Origin of the sequence: Thiohalomonas denitrificans, assembly GCF_016841685.1 — a bacterium.
GTDB classification, from domain to species: domain Bacteria; phylum Pseudomonadota; class Gammaproteobacteria; order Thiohalomonadales; family Thiohalomonadaceae; genus Thiohalomonas; species Thiohalomonas denitrificans_A.
In genome coordinates, this window is the sequence record NZ_JAENYR010000041.1 from 1 (window position 1) to 25,984 (window position 25,984).

Below are 25,984 nucleotides of genomic sequence, written 5' to 3' on the forward strand. Positions count from 1 at the left end.
GCTCTGGCATGCCCGCCAACCCCCGGGGGCCGGCCCCGCGCAGCATTTGCAACAGGAGCGTCTCCGCCTGATCGTCCTCGTGGTGGGCGGTCAGCAGGAAGGCTTCCGATTCCAGCCCCTCGGCAAAGGCCCGGTAACGCGCCTCACGGGCAGCTGCTTCCGGCCCTTCACCCGGATGAGAACGGGCATCGACCTTGATCGTTTGCAGGGGGATACTCAACCGGCGGCAAACGGCTTCGCACTGCCGGGCCCACTCGCCGGAAAGTGGATGCAGACCGTGATCGACGTGAACCGAATCCAGCGGAACGGTCAATCGCTCCCGGAGCGAGGCCATCAGATGGAGAAGTACGGTGGAATCCAGGCCGCCGCTGAAGGCGACCCGGTAGCGGGAAGGTGTCGGCAGTTCACCAAGCCGCTCAAGCAGCCAGTCAGGCCCTGGCCGCCTGGCGGAACCGTTGCCGTTCAGCCTTTCACCTCGTAATTACCAAACCCCATCAGCCGCTGGTAGCGCTGCTCCAGCAGTTTATCGACGGGAACACTCGTCAGCACATCCAGGCTTTCGACCAGTGCGGTGCGAAGGCGGGCCGCCATCGTATTGATTTCACGATGCGCCCCCCCCAGTGGTTCGCCGATAACCTGATCGATAAGCCCCAGCTGCTTGAGGCGCTCTGAGGTGACCCCCAGCGCTTCTGCCGCATCCGAAGCCCGTTCGGCGCTCTTCCACAAAATCGAGGCGCATCCCTCCGGCGAGATGACCGAATAGGTGCTGTATTCCAGCATCATCACCCGATCGCCAACACCAACGGCGAGCGCTCCACCGGAGCCGCCTTCCCCAATTACGGTACAGATAATCGGCGTCTTGAGCCGGGACATGACAAACAGATTCCGGGCGATCGCCTCACTCTGTCCCCGCTCCTCGGCCCCGACCCCGGGGTAAGCTCCCGGTGTATCGATCAAGGTGAGGACCGGCATCTTGAAGCGCTCGGCCATCTCCATTAGGCGAAGTGCCTTGCGATAGCCCTCCGGACGCGGCATGCCGAAGTTGCGGCGTACCTTCTCTGTAGTGTCGCGCCCCTTCTGATGGCCAATCACCATTACCGGCCGGCCTTCAAGGCGGCCCACGCCGCCTATGATGGCGGCATCATCGGCGTAGGCGCGATCCCCATGCAATTCCTCGAATTCCGTGAAAAGACGTTCCACGTAATCCTGGGTGTAGGGTCGCTGAGGATGACGAGCCAGCTGGGAAACCTGCCAGGCATTAAGGTTCGAAAAGATCTGCTCAGTGAGGCTGCGGCTTTTTTGCCGCAGCTTATCGATCTCTTCCGACAAATTGACTTCGTTATCATCGCCGACATAACGAAGCTCTTCGATCTTCGCCTCCAGCTCGGCTATCGGCTGTTCAAATTCCAGGAAATTCAGATTCATAGACGTAGTTCTTCGAGGGCGACTTGCTATCGGAATCGGCGTAGTTTACCGGTTTACATGAATCGCTTACAAACCGCTCGTTCGCAAAGACGTCAGAAGCACGCGATCACCGAGGTGAAGGCGGGGAGACAAGGGACATAACTACCGATTCAGGGGGGTATCAGCTACCTGGAATCCTGCTGCTCTCCCTGCAGAGAGGCCACCACATCGCCGCGGCGCAGCCAGCGACGGTAGTGGGGCTTGTCGGTGGCCAGGATCCGTTCCAGATACTGCAGATTTCGCTCGATCGCCAGGTGAAAAGGTTCCTCGTCCTGGCCCCAGTGTACCCTTGCGTGAGCATCGAGGAAGGCGTCTACATGGTCGAATTCATCCTCGAGACGGCGTTTTACGACTTTTTGGTAGAAAGTGGGCGTCTTCTCCAACAGGTCCAGTTCCGACTCGTAACCGGGGAGGCGACCCTCCCCGAACTCGCGGAAGAGCAGCAGGAGCTTCTCGAGATAGGCCCGGTCGGCCATCTGCGCCACCACATCAGCGCTCCCCAGAATCTGTCCCAGTCTTCTCATTTCAGCATTTCGAAAGGGGATTTCGCCTACCGGTTTGTCCAGTACGGTACAAAGAATGATATGGGCCGCATCGGTGATCGATTCGCCTGAAAAGTCATGGGTTACAAAATAGTCGGTCATCGAGGCGATGCTGCGGCCCTCGTGACCCACCGTGAAGCGGGCTCCGGTGCCCTCGGTCTCATCCAGGCGACGAATCAGTCCGACGTCATGGAACAGCGCACAGGCAAGGACCAGGAGCTTCCCGCGGGAACTGATCCGGACACCGTCATGATGTGCACCGTCCAGCATCGCCGCCACGCAGAGAAAAACCGCATTGGTGTGCTCCAGGTCATGGTAACAGGCGTCACTGGCCCGATAGCCGGGATAGAGTCCCTGAAACAGGAGCACGATATGCCGATACAGATGCTGAAGACGGTCCGTTTCAAACTCCGCATCAATCGCCCGCAGGGTGGCGATGACTTCCCGCTCCACCGACTCCGGGTTTTGGGGCTCGATCAGATCGTAGAGATTTCGCTTCGCCATACCACCGATTCCCGACTGATTAAGTGTCACTCTCTCGATTTATGGACCCCCAGCGGGCATGGGGATTCCCGGCAAGATTGTGACATCGCTCAAATATTCGACGATTTTGGATAAGTGCTGGACCCGGAGAGCCCGATTGGGAAAAATGGGTCGGATGCCCAAATCCCCCCGCGAATCCGTTGTTCCTGTCCCCGCTCGCCTGTTTCGGGGAGAACACCGCCTGCGCATCGCCCTTATCGGCATGCCCAATAGCGGCAAGAGCACGCTGTTCGACGCGGTTTCCAGCACCTCTGTCCACACCGGTGAACTGGGTGGGACACACCGTGCTTACCGCGACTGCTCTGTTCAAATCGGCCTGGATGAGGCACGGGTGGTGGATCTCCCCAGTATTCGCTCGCTGCACCTGCTCCGCAAAGATGAACAGGTCGCACTCCGCTACCTGCTTTGGGGTGATGAATTGCCGCCGGTGGCGGCTCATGAGCCGGAGGGGCCGCCGGCCCCCCTGGCACCACCTGACGTCATTATTCAGGTAGTGGATGCCACGGCACTCGACCGACACCTTGAACTCACTCTGGAGTTGGCGCAGCTTGGCCGTCCCGTGGTGCTGGCGCTCAACATGATGGATGAGGCCGCTCAAAAGGGGCTTCACATCAACACCAGGAGCCTGAGCCGGCAGTTGGGCATCCCCGTAGTGCCCACTACGGTCCTTATGGGGCATGGCATCTCGGAACTGTTCGCCAGGGCAGCGGACGCGGTACGTGAGAAAGCCTGCCCACTCTCTCAGCCGGCCAGCCCGCATATCTGTGGTCCCCTCCAGCCCCTCAGCCGGGCGCTGAATCGCTCTGATATCCACGCGGCATTCCGAGTGCCCCACCCCTTTCTGCTGATGCAGGTGGCAGTCGGCGATCGCTACTTCAGAGAAGAGCTGCAGCAGCATTTCCCGGAACTCGTTCCCGATCTGGAGCGCTTGCGAACGGAGGCGGAACAGAACCTGCCCCGCCCGTTGGATGAAGAGCTACACGCCGACCGTCATCATCGTGCGGCCAGCCTGTTCGAGTCGGTAACGCGTATCGGTGCACCTCACGAGGGTGGCGGATGGCGCTATTGGCTCGACGAACTCTTCCTGCATCCCCAGTGGGGGCTGGCGGGGAGCCTCGCCGTATTCGGGGCAGTGCTGTTTGTGGTGTTCGAGATCAGCGCCTGGCTCGACAGTTTGACGGCGGCGCGGCTGATAGACTGGACCGCAGTTTGGCAACCGGAATCGACCCTCGGCATCGTCACTCGGGCCGTTGTGGATGGACTGATCGGACTGGTGGGGATCGTCATCCCCTACATGATCCCGCTGGTGATGCTGCTGGTGGCTCTCGAAGAGGCCGGGATCATGCAGCGCATCGCCTTCGTGGTGGACCGCGGCTTTCACCGCGTCGGCCTGCACGGCAGCGTAGCCGTCCCGTTCCTGCTTGGTCTCGGCTGCAATGTCCCTGCCCTTTCCGCCGTCGCCGCCACCACCCGCGGACGGGCGCGGGTAGTGGCATCCATTCTGATTACCTTCGTCCCCTGCTCCGCCCGTTCGGCCATCATTCTGGCACTGGCGGGCAAGTACCTTGGGGGTGTAGGTGTCCTGTCGCTATTTCTCCTCACCATGGTCGTTATCGCGGTGGTCGGACAACTACTCGCCCACCGCTATCCCGAGACCGGTCCGGGGCAGGTTCAGGAGATCCCCTCCTATGCACTGCCGTCGTGGCACACACTGTTGACAACCACCTGGGCACGTACCAGCGACATTCTCACCATCGTCTCGCCGCTACTGGTTGGGGGGAGTGTGATACTCGCCCTGCTGAGCCATTTCGGAGCCGACGGCTTTATCAACCTGGCGCTGACACCGATCACTGGTTGGTGGCTGGGGCTACCGGTCGTACTGGGTGTCCCCATCCTGTTCGGGATCCTGCGAAAGGAGCTGTCGCTGTTGATGGTCTACCAGGCCCTCGGCACCTTCGAAGTGGGCAACATCCTCGACTGGGTGCAGATCACCACCTTTCTGATTTTTCTGACCTTCTATATCCCTTGCGTATCCACGTTCGCCGTAATGCTCAGGACTATCGGCCGCCGCAATGCCCTGATTTCGATAACCCTCTCGGTGGCCGTGGCGCTTCTGGTCAGCGGCGTGATCCGCCTGCTCCTGGAAACCTTCCGCTTTATCAGCAGCGGTTAGCCAGCCCGAAAGGTAGCCGTTCCTCCGTACGAAGTGCGCTGTTTCCCCACCGGGAAATACAGGAAATCCCGCATTACTATACACGGCGACAACAGCTAACCTTTTCTAGCGTGCAACACACGCAGCTTGCAAAACGGAAGTGAAAACACAAGGAGCTGTTCTATGTCCCCCTCCAAACCGGTTAGCTTATCCGTGCTATGGCCAATGAGATTGACCTTGCTGCTTCTATGGGGTTTGTTCGCCTCGCCTATCGCCAGCGCAGCGGTGGATTTGCGCGTCAACTCCCAGGTCGACCCGATTGAGTTGTATGTGACCGTCACAGATGCCGATGGCCATTATGTGAATAACCTGACCCAAAACGACTTTAAGATCGTCGAAAATGGTGTCGAAAAGATACCCTCCAGCTTTACCCCGCCGGCAAACGGCAGTAATCAGGTGTCGCTTTCGGTTGTCTTCGTAATAGACAACAGCAGCAGTCTCGACACCGTGAATGAAGAAATCGAGGATTCGGTAGTCAGCTTTATACGAAGTATGAACCTCAACGATCGGTTCGGGTTGGTGAAGTTCCGTGGTGAAATCGATGTCACGGACTTTATGACCATCGATCCGGAAAACACCACAGCGGCCGAAGAGGCGGTACGCAAGGAGTTGAATCCGGAATCCGATTCGCCGGTTTTCGATGCACTGATCGCGGCACTCGACCTGTTCGAAGGGGCGACTCTGCCTGCGGGACCAAGAGCCATTGTCTTGCTGTCCGATGGCCGTAACAACAGCAGTGAAACCACACTCGACGGGCTTCTCGATCGCATCGTTTCCAGCGGCATACCGGTGTTTACCGTCGGGTTCGGCTACACCAATACCAGCGTCCTGACGCAAATCGCCCAGGCGGGCGGAACCGACTACATTGCCGGGCAGGACGCCAATGCCTTTGAGGTAATCCAGTCGGAGGTGGCGGAGCTACTGCAAAATCGCTACTCACTGACTTACACGTCCAGTATCGCTATCGATGACTGTCGTGATGTCCCCCTCTCGCTCGAGGTGTCGGGAGAGCCGGCTCAGGAGATGATCTTCGATCGCTGCGGTAGCAGCAATCGGGCACCGCAGATCCAATCCGAGAAGCGCAAGAGCTTTACTATCGGTCAGGAGGTTTCACTCGCAATAGAGGCTATCGATCCCGATGGTGGGGTGCTCACCTTCAGCGCAAGGAATCTCCCGACAGGGCTCTCCATCGATTCCAGGACCGGGCTTATTTCAGGTACAGCGAACGAGCTTGGCAGCTACGATGTTCAGGTCGCGGTTACCGACGGAGAGGCCACCAGTCGCATCGCCTTTACCGCTGACGTGGTCGACCCTGTATCGGAAACCTCCAATGACTCCGGCGGCGCCGCCGCCGGTCCCTGGGCGCTGCTACTGATGTCGCTGCTTCTGGGCTGGCGAGCCCTGCCTGCCGGAAGTCTGAAACGAAAGGGAGGCTGATTCTCCGCCCTGACAAAAACGGCGACCAGTGCCTCCCAGGTCAGGCTTCGAAGGGCTGGGGCTCGGCAAGGGAATGCACGTGACGGGACACCCGGTCGTAATCGATGCGAACCCGCTCCGGCCCCAACAGGCGGCACAAACGAGCCATCAATTCCTCTGAGGGGAGGACCCGCCAGGCGTGGCCGAGCGCCGCCAGGGCCCTCCCCTTTTGGTTACGATAAACGATAATGACCGGGCACTGGCCCTCGCCGCTTGCACGGAGCGCGGCCGCGAGATCATCCATTAGCGACTCCTTCAGGGATTCTTCGTCAAGCTCGATAATCAGTCCATGACCGAAGGCCTGCCGCGCCTCGCCCAGTTCATACAGTTCATCGACACTGACGCTGTTCCCACCGGAATAGTCGTCGACCCCGACTTCACCCTTGACCACCACGAGCCGATCCTTGCCGAGCTTGTCACGGACCCGCTCGAAGACCTCCGAAAACAGCTTTAGATCGATGCGCGCGGTTCGGTCATCCAGGGTAACGATGGCCATCTTGTCGCCGCGGCGCGTGGTCATCACCCGCATGCCACTGACCAGTCCGGCCAACACCTGGTTTTTACCTTTCTGTGGTGCCAGCCGGACGATCGGGGCAGTGATGAAACGTCTGAGCTCAGCCTCGTACCGGGTGATCGGATGGCCGGTGAGCCAGAGTCCGAGAGTCTCTTTTTCTCCCGTTAGGCGGATATCGTCATCCTCTTCGGGAACGACTTCATATTCACAGGCACCTTCCCCCGGCTCGCTGCCGATGCCGAAACCGAACAAATCCTCCATACCCGCCTGGGCATTCTGAAAGTGCTTTTCAGCAATGCGCAGCGCATCCGGCAAAGCGGCTGCCAGGGTGGCGCGGTTGGGACCGATGCCATCCAGGGCGCCCGCCCGGATGAGGGCTTCCATAACCCGCCGGTTGGCCTTCTTCAGATCGACGCGCTTGCAGAAATCGAACAGATCCTTGTAGGGGCCGTTGGCACGGCACTCCTCGACAATGGAGGCGATAGCCCCCTCACCCACGCCCTTGATCGCACCGAGCCCATAGACCACCGCACCATCCTCGCGAACCGTGAACTTGTAAGCCGAGGTGTTCACCGATGGCGGCACCACATCGAGACCCATGCTCTTGCACTCGTCGATGAGCGTGACCACCTTGTCGGTATTATCCATATCCGCCGACAGCACGGCGGCCATAAACGAAGCGGGATAGTGAGCCTTGAGCCAGGCGGTCTGGTAGGAGACCAGCGCATAGGCGGCCGAGTGGGACTTGTTGAAACCGTATCCGGCAAATTTCTCCACCAGATCGAAGATTTTAATCGCCAGAACGGGATCGATACCGTTCCTTTCGGCGCCCTCCTGAAAGCCCGCCCGCTGCTTGGCCATCTCTTCGGCCTTTTTCTTGCCCATGGCGCGACGCAACAGGTCGGCGCCGCCGAGAGTATAGCCGGCGAGGGCCTGGGCGATCTGCATCACCTGCTCCTGATAAAGGATGATGCCGTAGGTGGGCTCCAGGATCGGCTTCAGCAGGTCGTGCTGATACTGGGCGTCTGGATAGGAGACCCTCTCGCGGCCATGTTTGCGGTTGATGAAATTGTCCACCATACCCGACTGCAGGGGGCCGGGCCGGAACAGTGCCACCAGGGCGATGATCTCTTCGAAGGAGTCCGGCTGCAGGCGGCTGATCAGCTCCTTCATGCCGCGTGACTCCAGCTGGAACACCGCCGTTGTCCTGCACGCCTTGAGCAGATCGAATACCGGCCGGTCATCCAGCGGGATGGTGGCGATATCGACTTCTTCGCCGCTCGCCTGGCGAATATTGTCCAGGGCCCAGTCGATGATGGTGAGGGTGCGCAGGCCCAAAAAGTCGAATTTCACCAGACCCACCGACTCGACATCATTCTTGTCGAACTGGGTCACCAACCCCTGCCCACCCGGCTCACAGAACAGCGGAGCGAAATCGGTCAGTTTCGAGGGCGAGATGACCACGCCACCGGCGTGTTTGCCGGCATTGCGGGTGATCCCCTCCAGAGATTGCGCCATATCGATGAGGTCATGCACCTCATCTTCCCGTTCGTAGCGCTCGCGAAGCTGCGGCTCGTCTTCCATCGCCTTTTTCAGCGAGATCCCCACCTCGAAGGGGATCAGCTTGGAGATCGGGTCGACGAATCCGTACGGGTGGCCCAGCACCCGGCCCACATCGCGCACCACGGCCTTGGCCGCCATGGTGCCGTAGGTGATGATCTGGGAGACCTTGTCACGGCCATAGTGTTCGGCCACGTAATCGATCACCCGGTCGCGGCCCTCCATGCAGAAGTCGACGTCGAAATCGGGCATCGAGACGCGCTCGGGATTGAGAAAGCGTTCGAACAGCAGGTCGTAGGCGAGGGGATCCAGGTCGGTGATGGTGAGTGCATAGGCCACCAGGGAGCCAGCTCCGGAGCCGCGTCCCGGCCCCACCGGTACCCCGTTGCCCTTCGCCCACTGGATGAAATCCGCAACAATCAGAAAGTAGCCGGGGAAACCCATTTGGGTGATCACGCCCAGCTCACGCTCCAGACGCTCATCATAGGGCCTGCGGAGCTCGGCAAACTCGGGGGCGTCGGTGTCGAAAAGCGCTCTCAGGCGGTTTTCCAGTCCCTCCATGGAGATTTGGCGGAAGTATTCTTCCATGGTCATCCCCGCAGGGACGGGAAACTCGGGCAGGTGGTAGGTACCCAGCTTCAGCTCGAGATTGCAGCGCCGTGCGATCTCCACTGAGTTCTCCAGCGCCTCGGGGATGTCGGAGAAGAGTTCCGCCATCTCCTGCGGGCTGCGCAAATACTGCTGCTCCGAGTAGCGGTGGGAGCGACGTGGGTCATCCAGCGTGCGCCCTTCATGGATGCAGACGCGCACCTCGTGACTATCGTAATCCCCTCTATCGAGGAAGCGCACATCATTGGTGGCAACCACCGGGACACCCATCGCAACTGCCAGCTCTACCGCTCCGTGAAGGTAATCCTCTTCCCCGTCCCGACCGGTGCGCATCAGCTCCAGATAGAAATTGTTGCCGAACAGACGAATCCATTCCGTCAGCAGTCCCGCGGCGACATCGCGCTTACCATTCAGAATGGCGCGGCCCACATCGCCCTCGCGTCCGCCCGAGAGCGCTATCAGGCCCCGGGTGCTGTCGGCCGTCAGCCACGCCTTCTTGATCATGGGCACACCGGCGTGCTGGTTTTCGATATAGCTGCGCGAGACCAGTTCGGTGAGATGGCGGTAGCCGGTCTCGTCCTTGCACAGCAGTAGCAGGCGAGTGGATTGCCCCGGCCCTTCACGGGTCGGGTCGTCGGTTTCGTCCTCGAGCCAAAGGTCCACCCCGACAATCGGCTTTACCCCCGCACGCTGAGCGGCACCATAGAATTTCACCAGGGCGAACAGGTTGCACTGGTCGGTCAGCGCGACCGCCGGCATTTCCGTCTCGGCAGCCGCCTTGACCAGCGGCTTGATGCGGACGATGCCGTCGACCAGCGAATACTCGGTGTGTATGCGAAGGTGGCAAAAGGTAGGCGTCATGGCGGAAAGCTACCGGATCGCCCCGGAAGCAACAAGTCTTGACAGACGATGGTCTTGGGTTTCGGCCTCCCACACACTGTAGCGATCGCGGATCTCGCCGGGAGTGTGCGCACGTTCGCCCCGATGAACCGGAAAATCCCGCCTATACTTGCTTCGATAGTGTTCAGGACGGAGTTATGTACCCATGCAGGAAAAAGCCATTCAACGGCTCGAGAACCAACTGGTCGGCTGGGAGCACCAGATCAATGAATTGGAAGCCGAATTGGATCGAATCGGACCGCGGACCCGCAGCCGCTATTTTCGCGATGTCCAGGAATTGAAGGAGCGGCGCGATGCTGCGAAGAACCGCTTGAGTCAACTGCGGCTCAAACAGGCCGAATCGTGGGAGGAAGAGGATCTGCAGGCGGGTATCATTCGCGTCTTCGATGACATCGGCTGCCGTGTCAATCGGCTGGTCTCGAAGGTTTCGCGGACCCACTGATACTCAAATCAATACCAGGGCACCCCTTGGTCCACACCCCACGGGGCGCCCCTATCCAAATTCCCTTTCCAGCAACCGGCGCACTGGAGCGAACGTGGTCCGGTGTACAGGACTCGGCCCCAGACGGTTCAGGGCCTCCAGGTGGGCGGCCGTCGAATAGCCCTTGTGGCTGGCGAATCCATAGCCCGGGAATCGGGTATCCAACTCGGCCATTTCCCGGTCCCGGGTCACTTTGGCCACAATGGACGCTGCACTGATCGCCGGCACCAGTGCATCCCCTCCAATGACATATTCGACCGAATACGGCACTCGAGGACACTGATTGCCATCAACCAGGACGTGCTCCGGCTCGACGCCGAGCCCATCGACCGCCCTCGCCATGGCCTTCAACGTGGCCTGCAGGATATTGATCCGGTCGATCTCCTCCACCTCGGCCCGACCGACCGCCCAGGCGAGTGCGCTCCCGGTAATCCTCCCGTAGAGCGCCTCCCGGGCCGCTGCGGAGAGCACCTTCGAGTCGTCGAGACCCTCGATAGGGTGGTTGGGATCGAGAATCACTGCCGCCGCCACTACCGCACCGGCAAGCGGTCCCCGTCCGGCTTCATCGACGCCCGCAAGCCGGTCACCCCCGGCGGAAAAATCGAAACGGGTCTGTATCGGCACTCGGATTTCTCTCCCCCGCTGGATTTTTTCCGAGAGCATACCCCGCCCCTAACGGCAAAGCACGCGTTGATTTGCATCCGGGCAAATGCGATCATGCAGCGGCCTGCCGGACCCGGGTAATCATCGCCTGGGCAATGTGTACTCCTCGTTGCCCGGCTATCTACATCGCTCTAGGCATGCGCTGACGAAAGAGCGAAGCTCCTTGGCAGATCGCAAACGATTACCTGAATCCGACAGAATGCCGGCCGTCGTGAAGCGGCTTCCGTTTCCTAACCTTCCGTGTTTGCAGATGATACGAACCGCTGTTATCGGAGTCGGCTACCTTGGCCGCTTCCACGCCCAGAAGTATGCCGCGCTGCCTCATTCCGAACTGGTGGCAGTCACCGATGTGGACCCTGAAGCCGCCGCAAGAGTCGCCGAGGAGTTGGGTACCTGGGCTCTCTCCGACTACCGTGAGCTATTCGGCCAAGTGGATGCGGTCAGTATCGTGGTGCCGACGCAGCTGCATTACGAGGTTGCCAAAGAGTGTCTGGAAAACGGCCTGCACGTGCTGGTCGAGAAGCCGATCACTGCGACGGTGGCCCAGGCCGAAGAGCTGGTGCAACTCGCCCGGCAGCATCAACGGGTCCTGCAGGTGGGCCATCTGGAACGTTTCAACGCCGCCATTCTGGCGCTGGATGATGTGCTGCTGGATCCGCTGTTCATTGAATCCCACCGGCTGGCCTCCTTCAATCCGCGCGGCGCCGACGTCAACGTGGTACTCGATTTGATGATCCACGACATCGAGATCATTCAGAACCTGGTCCGCTCACCGGTGCTGGAGATCCATGCCGACGGGGTCTCCGTCCTCACCAACGAAACCGACATCGCCAACGCACGCATCAAGTTCGAAAACGGCTGCGTTGCCAACGTCACCGCCAGCCGGGTCAGCCTGAAACCACAACGCAAGATGCGGGTTTTCCAGCATGACATGTACATCGGCATCGATTTTCAGGACAAGACGCTGAGTATCCACCGCAAGGGTGAGAAGGAGATGTTCCCCGGCATACCGGAAATCACCAGTGAAGAGACCGCCTTCGAAAGCAGCGATGCCATCATGGCGGAGATCGAGGCGTTCCTCGACTCCATTACCGAGGGCAAACCGGCGGTGGTCAGTGGTGAAGATGGGTGCCAGGCACTGAAGACCGCCACCCGAATAACCGAAATGGTCACCCGCAGCCACTGACCCGATATTGATCATGTTCACCGCAAAGGCCCAAAGAGCGCCAGGAACCGATAGCGGACCGCAAATCAGGCGGTGCAGTCGTAACAAAAAAGCAACAACATTACGGCGAAGGCAAAGTATCCTAAAATCAGGTCCTTGTGCTCTTTAGACCTTTGCAGTAAAGAATCCGGGCTAACGAATCTAAGGAGTTCCCGATATGATCCCAATGGTGGATCTCAAGGGCCAGTATCTCGCCATCAAAGACGAGATCGACGCCGGTCTGTTGCAAGCACTGGAAAAAACGCAATTCATTCTGGGCCCGAATGTGCAGGCCTTCGAGCGGGAGACCGCCGAATACCTGGGGGCGGAACACGCCATCGCGGTCGCCTCTGGAACCGACGCCCTGCACCTGGGACTGATCGCCGCCGGAATCCAGCCGGGCGACGAGATAATCACGACACCCTTCACCTTTATCGCCACCGCCGAGGCGATCCGCTATGTAGGTGCTACGCCGGTCTTTGTGGACATCGACCCAGACACGTTCAACATCGACTTGGCGAAGACAGCGGCCGCCATCACCGAGCGGACCCGCGCCCTGCTTCCCGTGCACCTATTCGGTCAGCCGGTGGACATGCAGGCCGTCGGTGCATTGGCGCAGAAGCACGGCCTTTCTGTCATCGAGGATTGTGCGCAATCATTCGGCGCGGCCGTTGGCCAGCGGAAAACCGGTACCATTGGCGCCGTCGGCGCCTTCAGCTTCTTTCCCAGCAAAAACCTGGGCGGTTTCGGCGACGGCGGGCTGATCACCACCAACTCGACCCCCATGGCCGAACACCTGCGGGTCCTGCGTAACCACGGCAGCTGGAAGCAGTACCATCACTCCGAGATCGGTTTCAACAGCCGCCTGGATGAGCTCCAGGCCGTCATTCTGCGTGCCAAGCTCAAATACATCGATCAATACAACGACAGCCGTCGGCGGGTTGCCCACCGCTATACCTCTGCGCTGAAAGAGATGACCGACATCACGCCGCCGCACGAGGATGGCATCGGCCGCCATGTGTACCATCAGTACACACTGCTCTCGGAGCGCCGGGATCAAATCATGCAGGCGCTGCGCGGTAACGACATTGCCTGCGCCGTCTATTACCCGATCCCGCTCCACCGGCAGGAGGTGTTTGCCGAAGCGTGCCAAGGCGTCGAACTGCCTGTGGCCGAGGCCGTAACAGCCCAATGCCTCTCCCTGCCTATTTTCCCCGAAATGACCGATGAACAGGTGGATACGGTCATCGGCGTGATCAGCAAAACCGTCACCTGAAGATCGATAGCCACAGAGATCGCACAGACACAGAGAAGGCGGAAATGGCCTCCATCCCATCAAGCCAATCACCAATAACCGATTAACGTGCACTCTGTGGCTAGCAATCAGCGGGTGATGATCGTCGCCGGGGAGGCCTCCGGCGAGTCGCGGGCGGCGCGGTTGGTGGAAGAAGCACACCTACTGCGCCCCGATGTCGAGTTCTTCGGGATCGGCGGACCGCGCATGCGCGCCGCCGGCGTGAAGACCCTGGTGGACTGCCGCGACATGGCGGTTCTCGGTCTGTTCGAAATCCTCAGACACTTCCGCTTTATCTATGGCGTCCTGCAGCGGATGCGCCGGCTTCTGGCAAGCGAACGACCCGATCTGCTGGTTTTGGTGGACTACTCCGGTTTCAATCTGAAACTCGCCAAAAGCGCCAGGCAGTTGGGCATCCCCGTTTTCTATTACATCAGTCCCCAGGTCTGGGCCTGGCGCCGCAAGCGCGTTTACACCATCAAGGAGTATGTGGACCTGATGGCGGTGGTCTTCCCTTTCGAAGAGTCGTTTTACCGGGAGTATGGCGTACCGGTGCGGTACGTCGGTCACCCCCTGGTCGATGAGGTCGGTAGTGACTTGACCCGCGACGAGGCGGCCCGCGCCTTCGGCCTCGATCCGGCCCGCCCGATTATCGGTCTGTTTCCGGGGAGCCGCCGGAGCGAATTGCAGCGTCTTCTGCCGCTGTTGCTGGAAGCCGCCACGCTGCTGCAGTCGCATATCGGAAAGGTACAGTTTTTGTTGCCACAGTCATCGAGTCTCGATCGTCACGAACTCGATGTTCACCTGGAGAGCAGCAGCGCCAACGTCACCGTCGTGGAGGACCGCTTTTACGACGTCATCCGCGCCTGTGACGCCGTTGCCACAGCATCCGGTACCGCGACGCTGGAAGTCGCCTTGATGGGCGTCCCGCTGACCGTCGTGTACAAGGTGTCACCGCTCAGTTTCGCCATCATGCGACGGCTGATAAAGCTCCCGCACATCGCCATGTGCAATATCGTAGCCGGTCGCCAGGTGGCACGGGAGCTCCTCCAGGGCGAGGCGACCCCGCAGGCCCTGGCTGCCGAGCTCGAACAGCTCCTGCTGCCGCAAATCCATACCCGTTCGGTGGAGGACCTTAAAGAGGTGCGCGGGAAGCTCGGTGAACCCGGGGGCGCCCGGCGTGCCGCCGAACTGCTCGATGGCATGCTGCCGATCCGGTAACTGCTTTGTGATTTCATGGCAAGACACCAGAAAACCGGGTGGCTACGCCTTTGCGGTGAGCACTCCGGCTAGGGGCCTGTCCGAGAATAGACTGACCTACAGTCTTGCCCTCTTGACTGTCGCTATTCTCGGACAGGCTCCTAGTCAGCACAAAGCAGTGGTGGTGCATGAAGGTAACTGGCCATCCGCCGTTTCTTTTCGATATCGGCATAAACCCGTAACGCCCCGTCGGTGCCGATATCCAATACCTGACCCAGCTCCTGGGCTGCACGGCCATGGTCGTAGGCCCAGAGCGCCAGGTCCATCTCCCCGTACGGGAGTGCGAAATAGAATTCGTCCTGGCCCTGTGCAAGGCTGTAGGTGTCGGTACTCGGCAGAGCCATTCGGATCGACTCCGGGATATCGAAGTGCTCCGCCAACGCATACACCTGGGTTTTATAAAGATGCGCGATAGGCTTGAGATCGGCCGAGCCGTCACCATTTTTCACAAAAAAGCCCAGGTCATACTCGAGCCGATTAGGCGTACCCACCACCGCATAGTTGAAGCGATCCGCATAGTGGTACTCCAGCATCTTGCGGACCCGCTGCTTGTAGTTGGTGGCAGCGACGATCTGCAGATACTCCTCCATCCTCAGGCGCTGCTCACGTAACTGCCCGTCCGGGGATTCGACCACCAGGTTGAAGTGGTTGATCCGCCCGTCCTGACCGCCACGAATCACGATTTTGTTGCGCCAGTCAGTGTCGTAGTCGGAAAAGACCCGTCGAATTGCATCATCCCGGGTCTGATAACACCCCAAGGCCTGCAGAGTTGCGGTGATATCCCGGATTTCATAGCTGATGCCCAGCTGTTCTGCGAGCATCCGGCCCTTTTCGAGGCTTTCACTCGAGGCGTCATCTTCCGGCATCAGCAACGCGAACACCCGCTCCGGTCCCACGGCCTCGACTGCCAGCGCGGCACAGACACTGCTGTCGACGCCTCCGGACAGACCCAGAACCATTCCCCGCCGTTTCAAACTGGCCCGAAGGTGCTCCCGGATTCCGCGACCGATCCGTTCGGCTTCGGAAGAGGGATCCAGGGTCAGCACTCCATAGCTCAGACTCGACTTCGCTGTCATCGTATCTGCCATCGTTACACCTTCCTCAATGCGGCGCCTTCGCCTGTTATCTGCGCAAATTCGGCAGACAGATGTCGCTTATCCACCTTTCCGTTTGCTGTCCGAGGCAACTGTTCGATGATCTCAAAATGCCTGGGAACCATGAAAGGCTCGAGCTTTTCGCTACACCCCGCTTTCAGGTGCGCGGGAGTGATCTCGCTCGTTCCATCCGGTTCGACAAAGGCACAAATCGCCTGTCCCAAAATGGGGTCATCCATTCCGAGCACCGCCGCCTGGTGGACACCTTCGAGCCCGCAAAGCACTCTCTCCACCTCTACCGGACTGACCTTTTCACCACGGCTTTTGATGACATCATCCGACCGTCCCACGAAATAGAGGTAGCCGTGCTCATCCGAACAGAACAGGTCCTGGGTACACAGCATACGTTCCCCCGGCCAATTACCCGGCCTGAGCATCCGGGCCGTCTGCTCGGGTCGCCTCCAATACCCGAGCATCACGTGGGGGCCACGCACGTGAAGAATTCCGGTCTCCCCGGGCGGCGCCCGTGTGCCATCGTCACGCAGCACAAAAGCATCCGTCCCCGGGATCGCCTTGCCCACCGAACCGGGCCGTTTTTCCAACTGCTCCGGATCGAGCCAGGTCGCTCGCTTGCACTCGGTCAAACCGTACATGCTGAAGACCAGCGATTCCGGAAACACCTTTTGCAGCCCGGCGATAAAACCTTCCGGCAGCGCTGCGGCAGTATTGGTTACCCGCTGCACGAAAGGAAATGTCTTGCCGTTGCGCCGGTAGCCGTCAATCAGACTCGCAAACAGCGTCGGTACGCCGGGAAACACCGTCGCCCGTTCTTTTTCCAGTCGCGCCAGCACTTGCCCGGCAAACGCAAACGATTTCTCCAGTATCAGGGTTGCTCCGAGCTGAACCGACATAAGCAGCTGGTACAGGCCATAATCGAACGCCAAAGGCAAAACGCAGAGCACCCGGTCGTCTTCAGACAGACGCAGATATTCGATGATACTGGTCGATGCAAATACCATGCTCTGATGGTTGTGCATCACGCCTTTCGGTTCACCGGTACTGCCGGAGGTATAGATTAGCGCCGCCAGATCGGTCGCTATCACCGGTCGGGGCTCAATTAAAGGCGCCGCTACATCTTCAAATAGGGCTTCGATGCTTTCAAAGTGAACGGATTCTCCACTCACGGCCGTATAACGCAAGCTGCTGTCGACCGTTCCCAGGACGCCGCTCAGCGGCTCAACAAGCTTCGCTTCTCCAATGAGCGCAGTTGCCTGGCTGTCCTTTGCGATAAACAGGAACTTGTCCGGCCTGGTCTGCGGATTGATCACGGCCAGTACGCCACCCGCGATCCACACTGCATAGATCGATACCGCCGCCGCCCATCCATTTTCCAGCCAAAGCAGCACCCGATCACCAGGCTGGACACCGTGCGTTTGCAGGGCACCGGCCAGACGCCGGGCGGAATCCCACAACTCCCGGTAGCTGTGGTGTACGCCGTCGGCGATCACACTCGCTTTGTCAGGTGCGCGTGATGAGCTCAATACCAGGGCGTCATGCACGAGCCGCTGAATACGAGTCGTACTTCCCCGCTCAGGCATTTGCCGCGATGCGCTGTTTTCGAAGGACAAAGCCGACAATTTGGTTGATAGAGTCGAGGTTGTCGGGAAGGAGTTCATCATCGGCAACCCCGATGCCGAACTCCTCTTCGAGAAAGGCGACCAGCTCCATCACACCGGTAGAATCGATGATCCCGCGTTCCAGCAGGGATTCCTGATTTTCCAATACGGAATCATCGTCAGTAAAAAGAAAATTATCGAGGATATAGGCGCGAACATCATGCTCGATGGACATTGTACTCTCCGCTTCCTTGCAGGTTGGGGTGCTCCGATGCCATTGCGGCATTTTCGATAAAAAACTGGTGCCATAGCTGCGTCGAAAGGATGCCGACGAAAGCCATGTTATCTTTATAGCCTAGCGTGCCACCACGTGCCATCTTGCGTTGCAGCATGGCGACGCGTGCCGGATCAAAATAGCCATAATCTCGCAGTTTTTCCGGTTTCATCATTTCATGAATGAATTCCGGAGTTTGACCACTGAGGAATGGCGCAGACTCCGGCGCCCGGTACGGCTGCTTGGTCCGCTGCGCGATGCGTTTCGGCAGGTACCGGCCCACCGCCTTTTTGAGGAGGTATTTTTCGGTAAGGCCCCTCATTTTCAGGCGCGGGTGGATCCGGTTCGCGAATTCGATAATACGGTGATCCAGAAATGGATAGCGTCCTTCGACTCCGTTGGCCATCAGCATGCGATCGCCTTGAGAACACAGCAGATAGCCCGCCATCAGAGTCTTTGATTCAAGATACTGTGCTTTTTCAAACCAGTGCCACCGCTCAAAACCGGCGGGCAAAAGGGAACGGGCCGATTCATAACCGGAGACGGCGTGTTCCTGCATCCGTTCCGAGAAAAAACCTTTTATGGCCTCGGTCGTGGTCCAGCGGGGGACGTGAGAAAACCAAGGACTATCAGGCTCATGCAGTCCCCGCCCAAAAAACTGTTTGAGATAAGCCAAGGACTGCCCGCCGGCGATATTCAAGTAAGGATAGAGCCGCTTCAGCAGTGCCGGACGGAATTTCGAGTCTGGATTTCGGGCCCAGAACTGGCGGATTTTGGCTTCCTTGAAGATGTCGTAGCCACCCAGAACTTCATCCGCACCCTCTCCCGTCAGTACGACCTTGTAACCTTCACCCCGCACATGCCCCGACAACAATTTCATCGGTGTCGGTGCGGTACGAAGCAGAGGGCTTTCCGCATGCCAAACGGTGTCCGAGAACGACTCGGCGATATCACTCAACCCGCACCGAAAGGACCGGTGCTGCGTTCCGAGGTGCGATACCATCTCTGTCTGATAGTCAGATTCGTCATATCCCTCTTGATCGAAGCCGATCGAAAAGGTCTTCAGTGGCGCGCTATCTGCTTGGCGGATGAGAGCGGCAATTGCCGAGGAATCCAATCCTCCGGACAGATAAGCCCCAACCGGAACATCGGACCGAAGACGGATTCGGACTGCGTCTGCCAGCAGGGACCGCAACTCTTCTGCCAACTCATCTTCATCCCGGTGGTCATAGATGCCATCGGGGGGATAGCTCCAGTCCCAGTAGCGGCGAATGGATTTGTTTCCATTTTCGATGGTCATCGTGTGCCCCGGAGGCAGCTCATGAATCCCCTCAAACATCGTATTCGGGCTTATCGGTGCCCAGTACGTCATGACCTGTTCCAGTGCCGCCGGGTTGGCACGCGAAATCCTTTTTTGGACGGGCTGAATCGCCTTGATCTCGGAGGCGAAAAAGAGCCGGTCTCCCTCTTGGGAATAGAACAGCGGTGCGATCCCGACCCGGTCCCGAACCAGGATCAGTTTTTCCTTCACGCTATCCCACAGAGCGATGGCGAACTGACCATTCAGCTGGTGCACGAACTCTTCGCCATGATCTTCATAGAGGTGAACGATGACCTCGGTGTCCGATTCCGTTCGAAAGCTGTGTCCAGCTGATTTGAGTTGCTGACGAAGTTCGGGGAAATTAAAGATTTCGCCATTCAAGACCACCCAAATAGAGCCGTCCTCGTTAGCGAGAGGCTGTTTCCCGCCCTCCAGGTCGATAATGCTAAGCCGTGCGTGGGCCAGCCCTACAGGCCCCATCGGACGCACGTCGGCGCCGTCAGGTCCACGATGGGCCAGTTGGACAATCATTGCACCCAGTTCCAGGCTGCCGACCGCCGGCATTCCTTGCCGAAGGTTCAAAATACCCGCTATTCCACACATACCTGTGACCTGTTTAGTTCCCCGCGCTGCAAAATCCGTGCGGTAGAAGACACTTCGCCAATCCTTTCCAGGCACCCATCAAAGAAGGCTCGAACCTGATGGCCTTCACGAAATCCAATGCTGCTGCAGTCCGGTTCCCTTCCAGGGAAAGATAGTTGATACCACGCCCGAGGTATGACAGCGCCTCTGTTTTCCGAATGCGCTTCTTACTGACCATTCCGGGAAATTCCTCCAGAAAACGACTCCGTATGACGGCATCCGAATCGTGTCTCCCCTTGAAGTTGTGCGAACAGGTCTGCCCGTCCCAGCTCCTCCACAACAAAAGCGGTTCCGGCACATGAACAAACTTCCAGACCGCTGAAACCCGCAGCCAGAGATCATAATCCAAACCCATGCTCAGGCTTTCCGAAAATCCGCCCACTGCCTCCAGAGATCGCCTACGCGCAACCGCCGACGACATGGGTATGAAATTTCCCGAAAACAATGGTTGGGTGATGCAACCAGAATATCGTTGGATTTTTGGAAAATACTGAACACTGCCCTTTTCATCCATGACAACCACATCGCTGTAGACCACGCCGACCTTGTGGTCTGTAAGGAAGGCCGGTATTTGGCGTTCCAGCTTATCTCTGGTCCACAGGTCATCCGCATCCAGAAAGGCCACGAATTCGCTACGTGCAACCTCCAGCGTCAGATTGCGTGCCTTACCCTGCCCCATACGATCTCGCCGAAGATACCTCACCCGGTCGTCGTCCTTGAACTGTTCCATGACCCGTTCGGTGTCGTCGGTAGAACCGTCATCCACTACGACGATCTCCGATACCGGATAGCTTTGCTCCAATGCCGATAGGATAGCGGTGGCGATGTGTTTCCCCATGTTGTGAGTAGGGATTAAAACACTGACTGTAGGCTCCATGATATTTATCCTTGGCCTCTAATCGTATACCGAAGATCCATTTTCGAGTCGCGTACACCCGTCGGTGTCCTGCGGAAATTCACGGCAGATTCTTCACGATTCCGGGACCTAATCGATTAGCGACACTCAGTGGAAGCCTCTTCCACAGGGCGATCGCATACTTGAATCTGCGGTTTTGCGGCGTCAAATCAGGTAACTCTCCATCCTCTGGAAGCGCATAGGACCAATGCAGCTGTTTGGCGCTGGCTCCCCACTGGCGTTTGAATCTGTAGGTCCCGCTCTGATAAGTCGATCGACCAAAATCAAAGCTTTTTGCGCCCTTTTCGATCGCTTCCGATAAGGCGTTCCAGTACAGCAGCATATTGACACCCAGACGGTTATATTCTCGCAGCGAAGATGCCCAGGGGATTTCCATGGTGTTGCCATCGAACAGAAGAATTCCTGCAGCGACAGGCTTTCGCGCTATGTAGACAACCCCAATGCCTGCCCTCTCTGCGAAATTCTGCAGAATCTCTGCAAAAAACCTTTTGGGATAGACCGGCGTTCCCAGATCTCTCATGTTACGTGAAAAGACCCTATAGAAATCATCAATACGTTCCCCACCTCCACAAACAAATTGCGCCCCTTCCCGCATCGGACGACGAACCTGTGACCTCACTTTCCCCCCCAATTCACTCCAGAGTCGGTCACCGTCTGATGGCAATTCTCTGAGCATCGCCACCTTGTCCTTTCTGCATGGCAAATCCGCATCTCGCGAGATTGAATCCCGAAATTCAATGTGTCCCACACCCTGCTGGCTTGCGCGAACCCACGCCTGTTCCATTAAATCTCTTTCGATATCGGGATCGGTTCCCAGTGCCCCGCCATAGTTAAAGAAGGGAAGCGAGATTTGATAGGTACCAAACAACTTGCTTCTGATCTCGACCAATGGAAGTACACCCGCTAGTTCTCCATATTCATCAATTTGCATCCAATAGTGGGTTTTGTGCCCAAAGACCCGCTCAATTAACCGGCCCCACTCCAACCGGTGATAGATGGTCCGTCTTTCGTGGCACGATATGAATTCGTCCCATTGTTTAACCTCTGTCTCCTCGAAGTCCTTCGCGTGCTTGCAAAGAGTCCGGCGTTTTCCGGAGACGGTTCGTTCTGGCCATCGTCTGCTGTTCACGTGCAGCTGCATCATAGGAAGTAACCATACTTGTTTTGCCATGAATGCTCAGATAACCCAGCTCGGCCAGCACGTTTCTGGCCGTATCAAACTGAAAATCACCGAGTAATCGACACAAACGCTGCTCACACCGCGTCAGATTCAGGTAATGGCGAAATCGGGATTTGATTCCGGCCGCAAGCCGCGGCTGCTCCGGATCGATCTCCCATGGATGGACATAAAACATGAAACGACACGATCCGATTTGATTGGTCCGTCGTAGGGCCGCCCGGGTAAAGGCGTAGGGATAAAGCCTGAAATAGCCACCTCCACCAACCGGCAGGTTTCGTCCGAACACGGGGAGCGTGGCGGGTGGGAATTCGGTCAGGGGGCCGGAATTTGTGGGTCGTTGGTGTATATCCCGGGGGGAACCGGGTATCCCATAGATGTCTCTTCGGACGGGAAAAATACTTGAATCGTATTGAAAGCCAACCTCATGAAGGATATCCAACGCCCATAGTGATTCGGAAGTGACGGACCAGCTGGCCGCCCGGTAGCCGATCACCGGTTGCTGCGCCTGCTCCTCAAGGACGGCTTTTGCTCGAATGGTTTCCTGAAGGAAGGTCGTGTTCTTTTGCTCATAGACCAGTGCGTGACTGTACCCGTGACATGCCACTTCGTGGCCATTATCGGCGATGCGCCTGACCAGATTCGGGTATTTTTCTGCCACCCACCCGAGGACGAAGAAAGTCGCCTTTACCGAACTCCGGTCGAATATCCTTATTAACCTATCGGTGTTTCTCTCCACTCTGGCGGGAAACTTATCCCAGTCTTGGCGGACAACGGAGTGACGAAAAGCAGAGACGTGGAAATAATCTTCAACATCCACGCTCATCGCGTTTATCGGCCGTTCCTTGACCACTGCCCTCTCCCTGTGACTCATTTCCCGGTTTACGTGAAAGTCGAACCGCTATCGAATATCCCACCTCTTAACCGCTTGCCGGGGGCACTATCATGCCCAATTGCGCCACTGTAATGCCGCCAAACACCAGAACGAGAGCCACGACGACAAGCCCGATTAGCCAGCGCTCCCGCAGTTGCTGTTTTTTATGCTCCGGACTCGATATCAGGGCTACACTACCGATGACCTCCATCCCCCCAATCTCTTCAAGCATACTGCGCGTATAGACCGCCGGTCGAACCTGGGACAGAACCGCTGCCAACCCGACTCCCATGCCGAGAGAGACCATAAGGACCAGGCTATTCAGTATCGGTCGATTGGGTGCCGCCGGGAAAACCGGCTCCCTCGGTGGATCGATAATGCTGAACTTTACCTTTTCACCCGCTTTATCCACATCCTCGGATATTCTGGCTGCTGCCATTCTCTCCAAGAGGGAGTTATACCGCTCCTTGTGTACGTTGTAGTCACGAGTGAGGCGCTGTAGCTTCGCTTCTACTTGCGGCAGGGTCTTGGTCTGCCTGCGAAGTGTCTCAACTCGCTCCGCGTACTCATCCCGTTTTACCTGGAGCGAAGCGATATCGGCCTTGGTTTCCCCTAGGGTCAACTGAAGCTGCTGAACCAATGGATTGGCCCCCGTGTCTTCGTTACCGAGCGTCGCCCGCTGACGACGTAGATCCTGCAGCGTCGCCTTCGTCTCCCTGTAGTCGGGATGAAATTCGGTATACCTCAGAGAAAGTTCATCAAGACGACTTTCCAGCGTCAGGATCCGCTCTTCCAGGGGCGATCGCACCGGCTGACCATCCGGACCGAGAATGACACGCATTTCCCTGGCTTTTTCCAACTGCGAGTGCAACTCATCGCGGCGGCGTTTCGCTTGCCGTAAATCCAATTCAGCTTCCGAGAGAGCCCCACGGGATTGCTGCAGGCGTTGAAAATAGGAGCCTCCCTGCTCGGGCAAAACATCCGCGTACTTCTCCTTGAATTCTTCAACCCGCTTTTCCGATGCTAGGAGTTTCTCTTCGTAAGCGCTGATCTGTTCAGTCAGAAACTCCTCCGCCACTTTGGAGTTGTGCAAAGAATCTTGCCTGGTTTTCGCCATAAAGGTTTCCAAGAGAGCCAGGACGATCTTTTTCGCCGTCTCCGGATCGCCATGACTGCTATTGATCGTGTAGATATCCGGAGCGGCTCGCGGATTATCAGCACTGTTGCTGGCTTCTATTTCGATGGATCGCGCAAGTCCGATGAGCGCCCTTTCATGCTCTTCGGGGGTTTCAGCTGTCTCTACGATACCCACCTTTTGGGCCACAGCTTCCAGGTTGGGTCGGCTCAACAGGATCCGGGTCATCGCGCCGAGCCGATCCCCGGCATCCTCGGTGTCGACCGATATGCCCTGAAGCAGAGGTTTCAAAATACTATCGGTATCGATATACACCTTTGCCTGTGCCGAGTACTGGTTGGGCATCGTGCCAACGAAAAGCCAGCCTCCCACCGCTACAAGCCAGGCAATTGCCAGGGCCTGCCACCGATATCTCAGGGCTTCCCGCGCGTATACGACGATCTGCTGAAAGATTTCGTTCACGAACTTATCCCTTGGTGATGAAAACCCGGAGTAATCTCTATCCTGTTCGGCTATTGACTGCCGCCACAGCGAGTGAAGTCGCCATGGAACTGCTTTCTCCAAGCCGGTCGGCAAGCGTGACTTACTGCCGAATACACCATCACGTATAGCTCTGTTTTATATTCCATGCAAACCGCTCGGACGGCCGCTATCCGGCGCATCGCTGCGGGGCGTGTTTGGTTCTATAGTATGGAAAGTAGCAATCCGGGAACGTGAGTTTCTAAGTATTGTGTTGTGCGAAATTCGATCCGTGAAGGGGCGCCAGCCATATGGACGAGCGGTAATTTTTCGACAGCCAATTGTCTTGCTCGCGTGCAGCTTGGCTGTTACGACTCGTCCACGGGTTTCGAAATCCGATGCTAAAACGAATCATCAAAACTTCAGTCGGCTCCTTCATTGCCGCAACAGGATTGGATCGACGCTCATTTGGAGCGCCCCGACTGATTGTGCTGATGTATCACCGCGTATTGCCCTTTGATGAGATCGCAAAACCAACCGTGCAGCCCGGCATGGCTATCTCCACGGCCGCTTTCAAAAGTCAGCTTGAAGCACTCAGGAAACACCATGAACTGGTACACCTTTCCGATTGGATGACGCAGGCACAATCTGGCGCTCCACTACCGAAAAGTGCGATTGCCGTCACATTCGATGACGGGTGGGCTGACAACTATCAGCATGCGTATCCGCTGCTTGCGAGGTACCAGGTTCCGGCAACCCTGTTTCTGGCAACCGACTATATCAGCACCAACGACTGGTTCTGGCCGGAACGCCTGGCCAGAGTGATAGCAAAGGGGTGGCCCGACATGCGCCGCCACCCGGCTTTTACCTGGATCGAGAAGCTGCTACCGCCGGATGCCGACTCGGGGCGGTTGTCCCGAACTGATATTCACTGCATGATTTCTGCAGCCAAGTCACACGGCGATACCGAGTTACGCCGGCGCATTGAATTGGCAGAGCGCACTGCCGGCATCGGCCGGCCGCAAACGCGGGCACTGTTGACATGGGACGAAACCAGAAACATGACAACATCGGGGCTTGTCGAACTGGGTTCCCACACACGGACGCATCAACGCCTTGATGCTACGCTTTCGCACTCTTCTCTTGAACATGAGGTTGTGGGCTCCAGCAATCAGATCGTCAAGGAGACAGGGGTTAAACCGGTTCTGTTCTGCTACCCAAACGGGAATCGCTCCGATGATGCGGAGGCTGTCGTCCGAAGGCACTATTCGGGGGCCTGCACCACCGTCCGCGGCTGCAATACCCGGAACACGGATCCGTTTCGCATTGCACGCATCGGAATACACCAGGGTATGGGGACTTCGACCGCCCTCTTTCGGTTTCACCTCTCCTGCTTGAATCGCCAGGAGTCTGTCCGAGAATAACGACCGTCACGAGGACAAGACGGATTGAGTCAGATCCTTCGGTCTTTGAGGCGAATAGTGGTCTATTTAACGAAAATGAGCGGAAAATCTGGCCAATCAGGCTTCGCCGCAGTAGGTCAGCCTATTCTCGGACAGGCTGCTAGTGGTCCATGCGGAAAAAAATAGTGTGGCTCTCAGAGCCCCCCACTAATGGGCCAAAACCAGGCGCGCTGCGCAGGGAATGGCGCGCCCTTTCCAGACAGCGCAACGCGGGATTGGCCCATTAGCGGAGCTCCCTTCGGGCCGGCTCACAAGGCTCCAATGCGTTGCAATCGGCTGAATTGTTCACGC

General features: G+C 57.9%; 20 protein-coding genes. 7 read left to right on the forward strand and 13 right to left on the reverse strand.

The genetic code is table 11. From position 1 onward, the window contains the following. The 3 genes from Q7L05_RS10175 to Q7L05_RS10185 form a co-directional block, all read right to left on the reverse strand. Positions 1 to 334, reverse strand: a 334-nt coding sequence (locus tag Q7L05_RS10175) for an ATP-binding protein (RefSeq protein ID WP_303905720.1), incomplete at its 3' end; no start/stop codon positions are given. 128 nt (positions 335 to 462) lie between these two features. Continuing rightward, complete coding sequence (locus tag Q7L05_RS10180; RefSeq protein WP_303905723.1) at positions 463 to 1,425, reverse strand: acetyl-CoA carboxylase carboxyltransferase subunit alpha; 963 nt, start codon at positions 1,423 to 1,425, stop codon at positions 463 to 465. Between the two features lie 164 nt (positions 1,426 to 1,589). Next, complete coding sequence (locus Q7L05_RS10185; RefSeq protein ID WP_303905726.1) at positions 1,590 to 2,510, reverse strand: hypothetical protein; 921 nt, start codon at positions 2,508 to 2,510, stop codon at positions 1,590 to 1,592. A gap of 154 nt (positions 2,511 to 2,664) precedes the next feature. On the opposite strand from Q7L05_RS10185, the gene Q7L05_RS10190 reads away from it, so the two are divergent. Together Q7L05_RS10190 and Q7L05_RS10195 are read left to right on the forward strand one after the other, a co-directional pair. Beyond that, the gene (locus tag Q7L05_RS10190) at positions 2,665 to 4,722 is read left to right on the forward strand and encodes a ferrous iron transporter B (RefSeq protein ID WP_303905729.1); all 2,058 of its coding nucleotides are present in this window, start codon (positions 2,665 to 2,667) and stop codon (positions 4,720 to 4,722) included. A 204-nt stretch (positions 4,723 to 4,926) separates the two neighbouring features. Next, positions 4,927 to 6,198 carry a VWA domain-containing protein gene (locus Q7L05_RS10195; RefSeq protein WP_303905732.1) on the forward strand — a complete coding sequence of 424 codons (1,272 nt, stop codon included), beginning with the start codon at positions 4,927 to 4,929 and terminating at the stop codon, positions 6,196 to 6,198. 40 nt (positions 6,199 to 6,238) lie between these two features. Here Q7L05_RS10195 and dnaE read toward each other — a convergent pair whose 3' ends face one another. Next, positions 6,239 to 9,781 carry a DNA polymerase III subunit alpha gene (gene dnaE, locus Q7L05_RS10200; RefSeq protein ID WP_303905735.1) on the reverse strand — a complete coding sequence of 1,181 codons (3,543 nt, stop codon included), beginning with the start codon at positions 9,779 to 9,781 and terminating at the stop codon, positions 6,239 to 6,241. A 184-nt stretch (positions 9,782 to 9,965) separates the two neighbouring features. Here dnaE and Q7L05_RS10205 point away from each other — a divergent pair, with 184 nt between their 5' ends. Further along, positions 9,966 to 10,262 carry a hypothetical protein gene (locus tag Q7L05_RS10205; protein ID WP_303905738.1) on the forward strand — a complete coding sequence of 99 codons (297 nt, stop codon included), beginning with the start codon at positions 9,966 to 9,968 and terminating at the stop codon, positions 10,260 to 10,262. Positions 10,263 to 10,313: 51 nt separating this feature from the next. Here the strand turns inward: Q7L05_RS10205 and rnhB are convergent, their stop codons facing one another. After that, positions 10,314 to 10,919 (reverse strand): ribonuclease HII, encoded by a 606-nt coding sequence (gene rnhB, locus Q7L05_RS10210; RefSeq protein ID WP_303905792.1) that lies wholly within the window; start codon positions 10,917 to 10,919, stop codon positions 10,314 to 10,316. A 295-nt stretch (positions 10,920 to 11,214) separates the two neighbouring features. Between rnhB and Q7L05_RS10215 the strand changes: the two genes are divergently transcribed. From Q7L05_RS10215 to lpxB, 3 genes are all read left to right on the forward strand, one after another. Next, positions 11,215 to 12,150 carry a Gfo/Idh/MocA family protein gene (locus Q7L05_RS10215; protein WP_303905741.1) on the forward strand — a complete coding sequence of 312 codons (936 nt, stop codon included), beginning with the start codon at positions 11,215 to 11,217 and terminating at the stop codon, positions 12,148 to 12,150. Positions 12,151 to 12,346: 196 nt separating this feature from the next. After that, the gene (locus Q7L05_RS10220) at positions 12,347 to 13,444 is read left to right on the forward strand and encodes a DegT/DnrJ/EryC1/StrS family aminotransferase (protein ID WP_303905744.1); all 1,098 of its coding nucleotides are present in this window, start codon (positions 12,347 to 12,349) and stop codon (positions 13,442 to 13,444) included. 117 nt (positions 13,445 to 13,561) lie between these two features. Beyond that, positions 13,562 to 14,683 carry a lipid-A-disaccharide synthase gene (gene lpxB, locus Q7L05_RS10225; RefSeq protein WP_317623117.1) on the forward strand — a complete coding sequence of 374 codons (1,122 nt, stop codon included), beginning with the start codon at positions 13,562 to 13,564 and terminating at the stop codon, positions 14,681 to 14,683. 140 nt (positions 14,684 to 14,823) lie between these two features. Here the strand turns inward: lpxB and nadE are convergent, their stop codons facing one another. The 8 genes from nadE to Q7L05_RS10265 form a co-directional block, all read right to left on the reverse strand. After that, positions 14,824 to 15,810: an NAD(+) synthase gene (gene nadE, locus Q7L05_RS10230; RefSeq protein ID WP_303905750.1), complete on the reverse strand. Its 987-nt coding sequence runs from the start codon at positions 15,808 to 15,810 to the stop codon at positions 14,824 to 14,826. A 2-nt stretch (positions 15,811 to 15,812) separates the two neighbouring features. Further along, positions 15,813 to 17,414, reverse strand: a complete 1,602-nt coding sequence (locus Q7L05_RS10235; RefSeq protein ID WP_303905753.1) for a class I adenylate-forming enzyme family protein — start codon at positions 17,412 to 17,414, stop codon at positions 15,813 to 15,815. After that, positions 17,407 to 17,667 carry an acyl carrier protein gene (locus tag Q7L05_RS10240; RefSeq protein ID WP_303905756.1) on the reverse strand — a complete coding sequence of 87 codons (261 nt, stop codon included), beginning with the start codon at positions 17,665 to 17,667 and terminating at the stop codon, positions 17,407 to 17,409. The genes Q7L05_RS10235 and Q7L05_RS10240 overlap by 8 nt, the downstream gene beginning before the upstream one ends. Then, positions 17,651 to 19,630 carry an asparagine synthase (glutamine-hydrolyzing) gene (gene asnB / locus Q7L05_RS10245; RefSeq protein WP_303905759.1) on the reverse strand — a complete coding sequence of 660 codons (1,980 nt, stop codon included), beginning with the start codon at positions 19,628 to 19,630 and terminating at the stop codon, positions 17,651 to 17,653. Before asnB ends, Q7L05_RS10240 begins: the two co-directional genes overlap by 17 nt. 13 nt (positions 19,631 to 19,643) lie before the next feature. Next, the gene (locus Q7L05_RS10250) at positions 19,644 to 20,546 is read right to left on the reverse strand and encodes a glycosyltransferase family A protein (protein ID WP_303905762.1); all 903 of its coding nucleotides are present in this window, start codon (positions 20,544 to 20,546) and stop codon (positions 19,644 to 19,646) included. A gap of 79 nt (positions 20,547 to 20,625) precedes the next feature. Next, the gene (locus tag Q7L05_RS10255) at positions 20,626 to 21,729 is read right to left on the reverse strand and encodes a FemAB family XrtA/PEP-CTERM system-associated protein (RefSeq protein ID WP_317623116.1); all 1,104 of its coding nucleotides are present in this window, start codon (positions 21,727 to 21,729) and stop codon (positions 20,626 to 20,628) included. Further along, entirely contained in the window at positions 21,623 to 22,615 is a 993-nt protein-coding gene (locus Q7L05_RS10260; protein ID WP_303905765.1) for an XrtA system polysaccharide deacetylase, read from the reverse strand. The genes Q7L05_RS10255 and Q7L05_RS10260 overlap by 107 nt, the downstream gene beginning before the upstream one ends. 67 nt (positions 22,616 to 22,682) lie before the next feature. Beyond that, complete coding sequence (locus Q7L05_RS10265) at positions 22,683 to 24,233, reverse strand: XrtA system polysaccharide chain length determinant (protein ID WP_303905768.1); 1,551 nt, start codon at positions 24,231 to 24,233, stop codon at positions 22,683 to 22,685. Positions 24,234 to 24,781: 548 nt separating this feature from the next. On the opposite strand from Q7L05_RS10265, the gene Q7L05_RS10270 reads away from it, so the two are divergent. Continuing rightward, positions 24,782 to 25,654 carry a polysaccharide deacetylase family protein gene (locus Q7L05_RS10270; protein WP_303905771.1) on the forward strand — a complete coding sequence of 291 codons (873 nt, stop codon included), beginning with the start codon at positions 24,782 to 24,784 and terminating at the stop codon, positions 25,652 to 25,654. The last annotated feature ends 330 nt before the right edge of the window (positions 25,655 to 25,984 follow it).

Excerpts from the sequence above, each read along its gene's own strand:
- Q7L05_RS10180 (WP_303905723.1), bottom strand. The coding sequence starts at position 1,425 with ATGAATCTGAATTTCCTGGAATTTGAACAGCCGATAGCCGAGCTGGAG.
- Q7L05_RS10185 (WP_303905726.1), bottom strand. The coding sequence starts at position 2,510 with ATGGCGAAGCGAAATCTCTACGATCTGATCGAGCCCCAAAACCCGGAG.
- Q7L05_RS10190 (WP_303905729.1), top strand. The coding sequence starts at position 2,665 with ATGCCCAAATCCCCCCGCGAATCCGTTGTTCCTGTCCCCGCTCGCCTG.
- Q7L05_RS10195 (WP_303905732.1), top strand. The coding sequence starts at position 4,927 with ATGAGATTGACCTTGCTGCTTCTATGGGGTTTGTTCGCCTCGCCTATC.
- dnaE (WP_303905735.1), bottom strand. The coding sequence starts at position 9,781 with ATGACGCCTACCTTTTGCCACCTTCGCATACACACCGAGTATTCGCTG.
- Q7L05_RS10205 (WP_303905738.1), top strand. The coding sequence starts at position 9,966 with ATGCAGGAAAAAGCCATTCAACGGCTCGAGAACCAACTGGTCGGCTGG.
- Q7L05_RS10215 (WP_303905741.1), top strand. The coding sequence starts at position 11,215 with ATGATACGAACCGCTGTTATCGGAGTCGGCTACCTTGGCCGCTTCCAC.
- Q7L05_RS10220 (WP_303905744.1), top strand. The coding sequence starts at position 12,347 with ATGATCCCAATGGTGGATCTCAAGGGCCAGTATCTCGCCATCAAAGAC.
- lpxB (WP_317623117.1), top strand. The coding sequence starts at position 13,562 with ATGATCGTCGCCGGGGAGGCCTCCGGCGAGTCGCGGGCGGCGCGGTTG.
- nadE (WP_303905750.1), bottom strand. The coding sequence starts at position 15,810 with ATGGCAGATACGATGACAGCGAAGTCGAGTCTGAGCTATGGAGTGCTG.
- Q7L05_RS10235 (WP_303905753.1), bottom strand. The coding sequence starts at position 17,414 with ATGCCTGAGCGGGGAAGTACGACTCGTATTCAGCGGCTCGTGCATGAC.
- Q7L05_RS10240 (WP_303905756.1), bottom strand. The coding sequence starts at position 17,667 with ATGTCCATCGAGCATGATGTTCGCGCCTATATCCTCGATAATTTTCTT.
- asnB (WP_303905759.1), bottom strand. The coding sequence starts at position 19,630 with ATGTGTGGAATAGCGGGTATTTTGAACCTTCGGCAAGGAATGCCGGCG.
- Q7L05_RS10250 (WP_303905762.1), bottom strand. The coding sequence starts at position 20,546 with ATGGAGCCTACAGTCAGTGTTTTAATCCCTACTCACAACATGGGGAAA.
- Q7L05_RS10255 (WP_317623116.1), bottom strand. The coding sequence starts at position 21,729 with ATGATGCAGCTGCACGTGAACAGCAGACGATGGCCAGAACGAACCGTC.
- Q7L05_RS10270 (WP_303905771.1), top strand. The coding sequence starts at position 24,782 with ATGGCTATCTCCACGGCCGCTTTCAAAAGTCAGCTTGAAGCACTCAGG.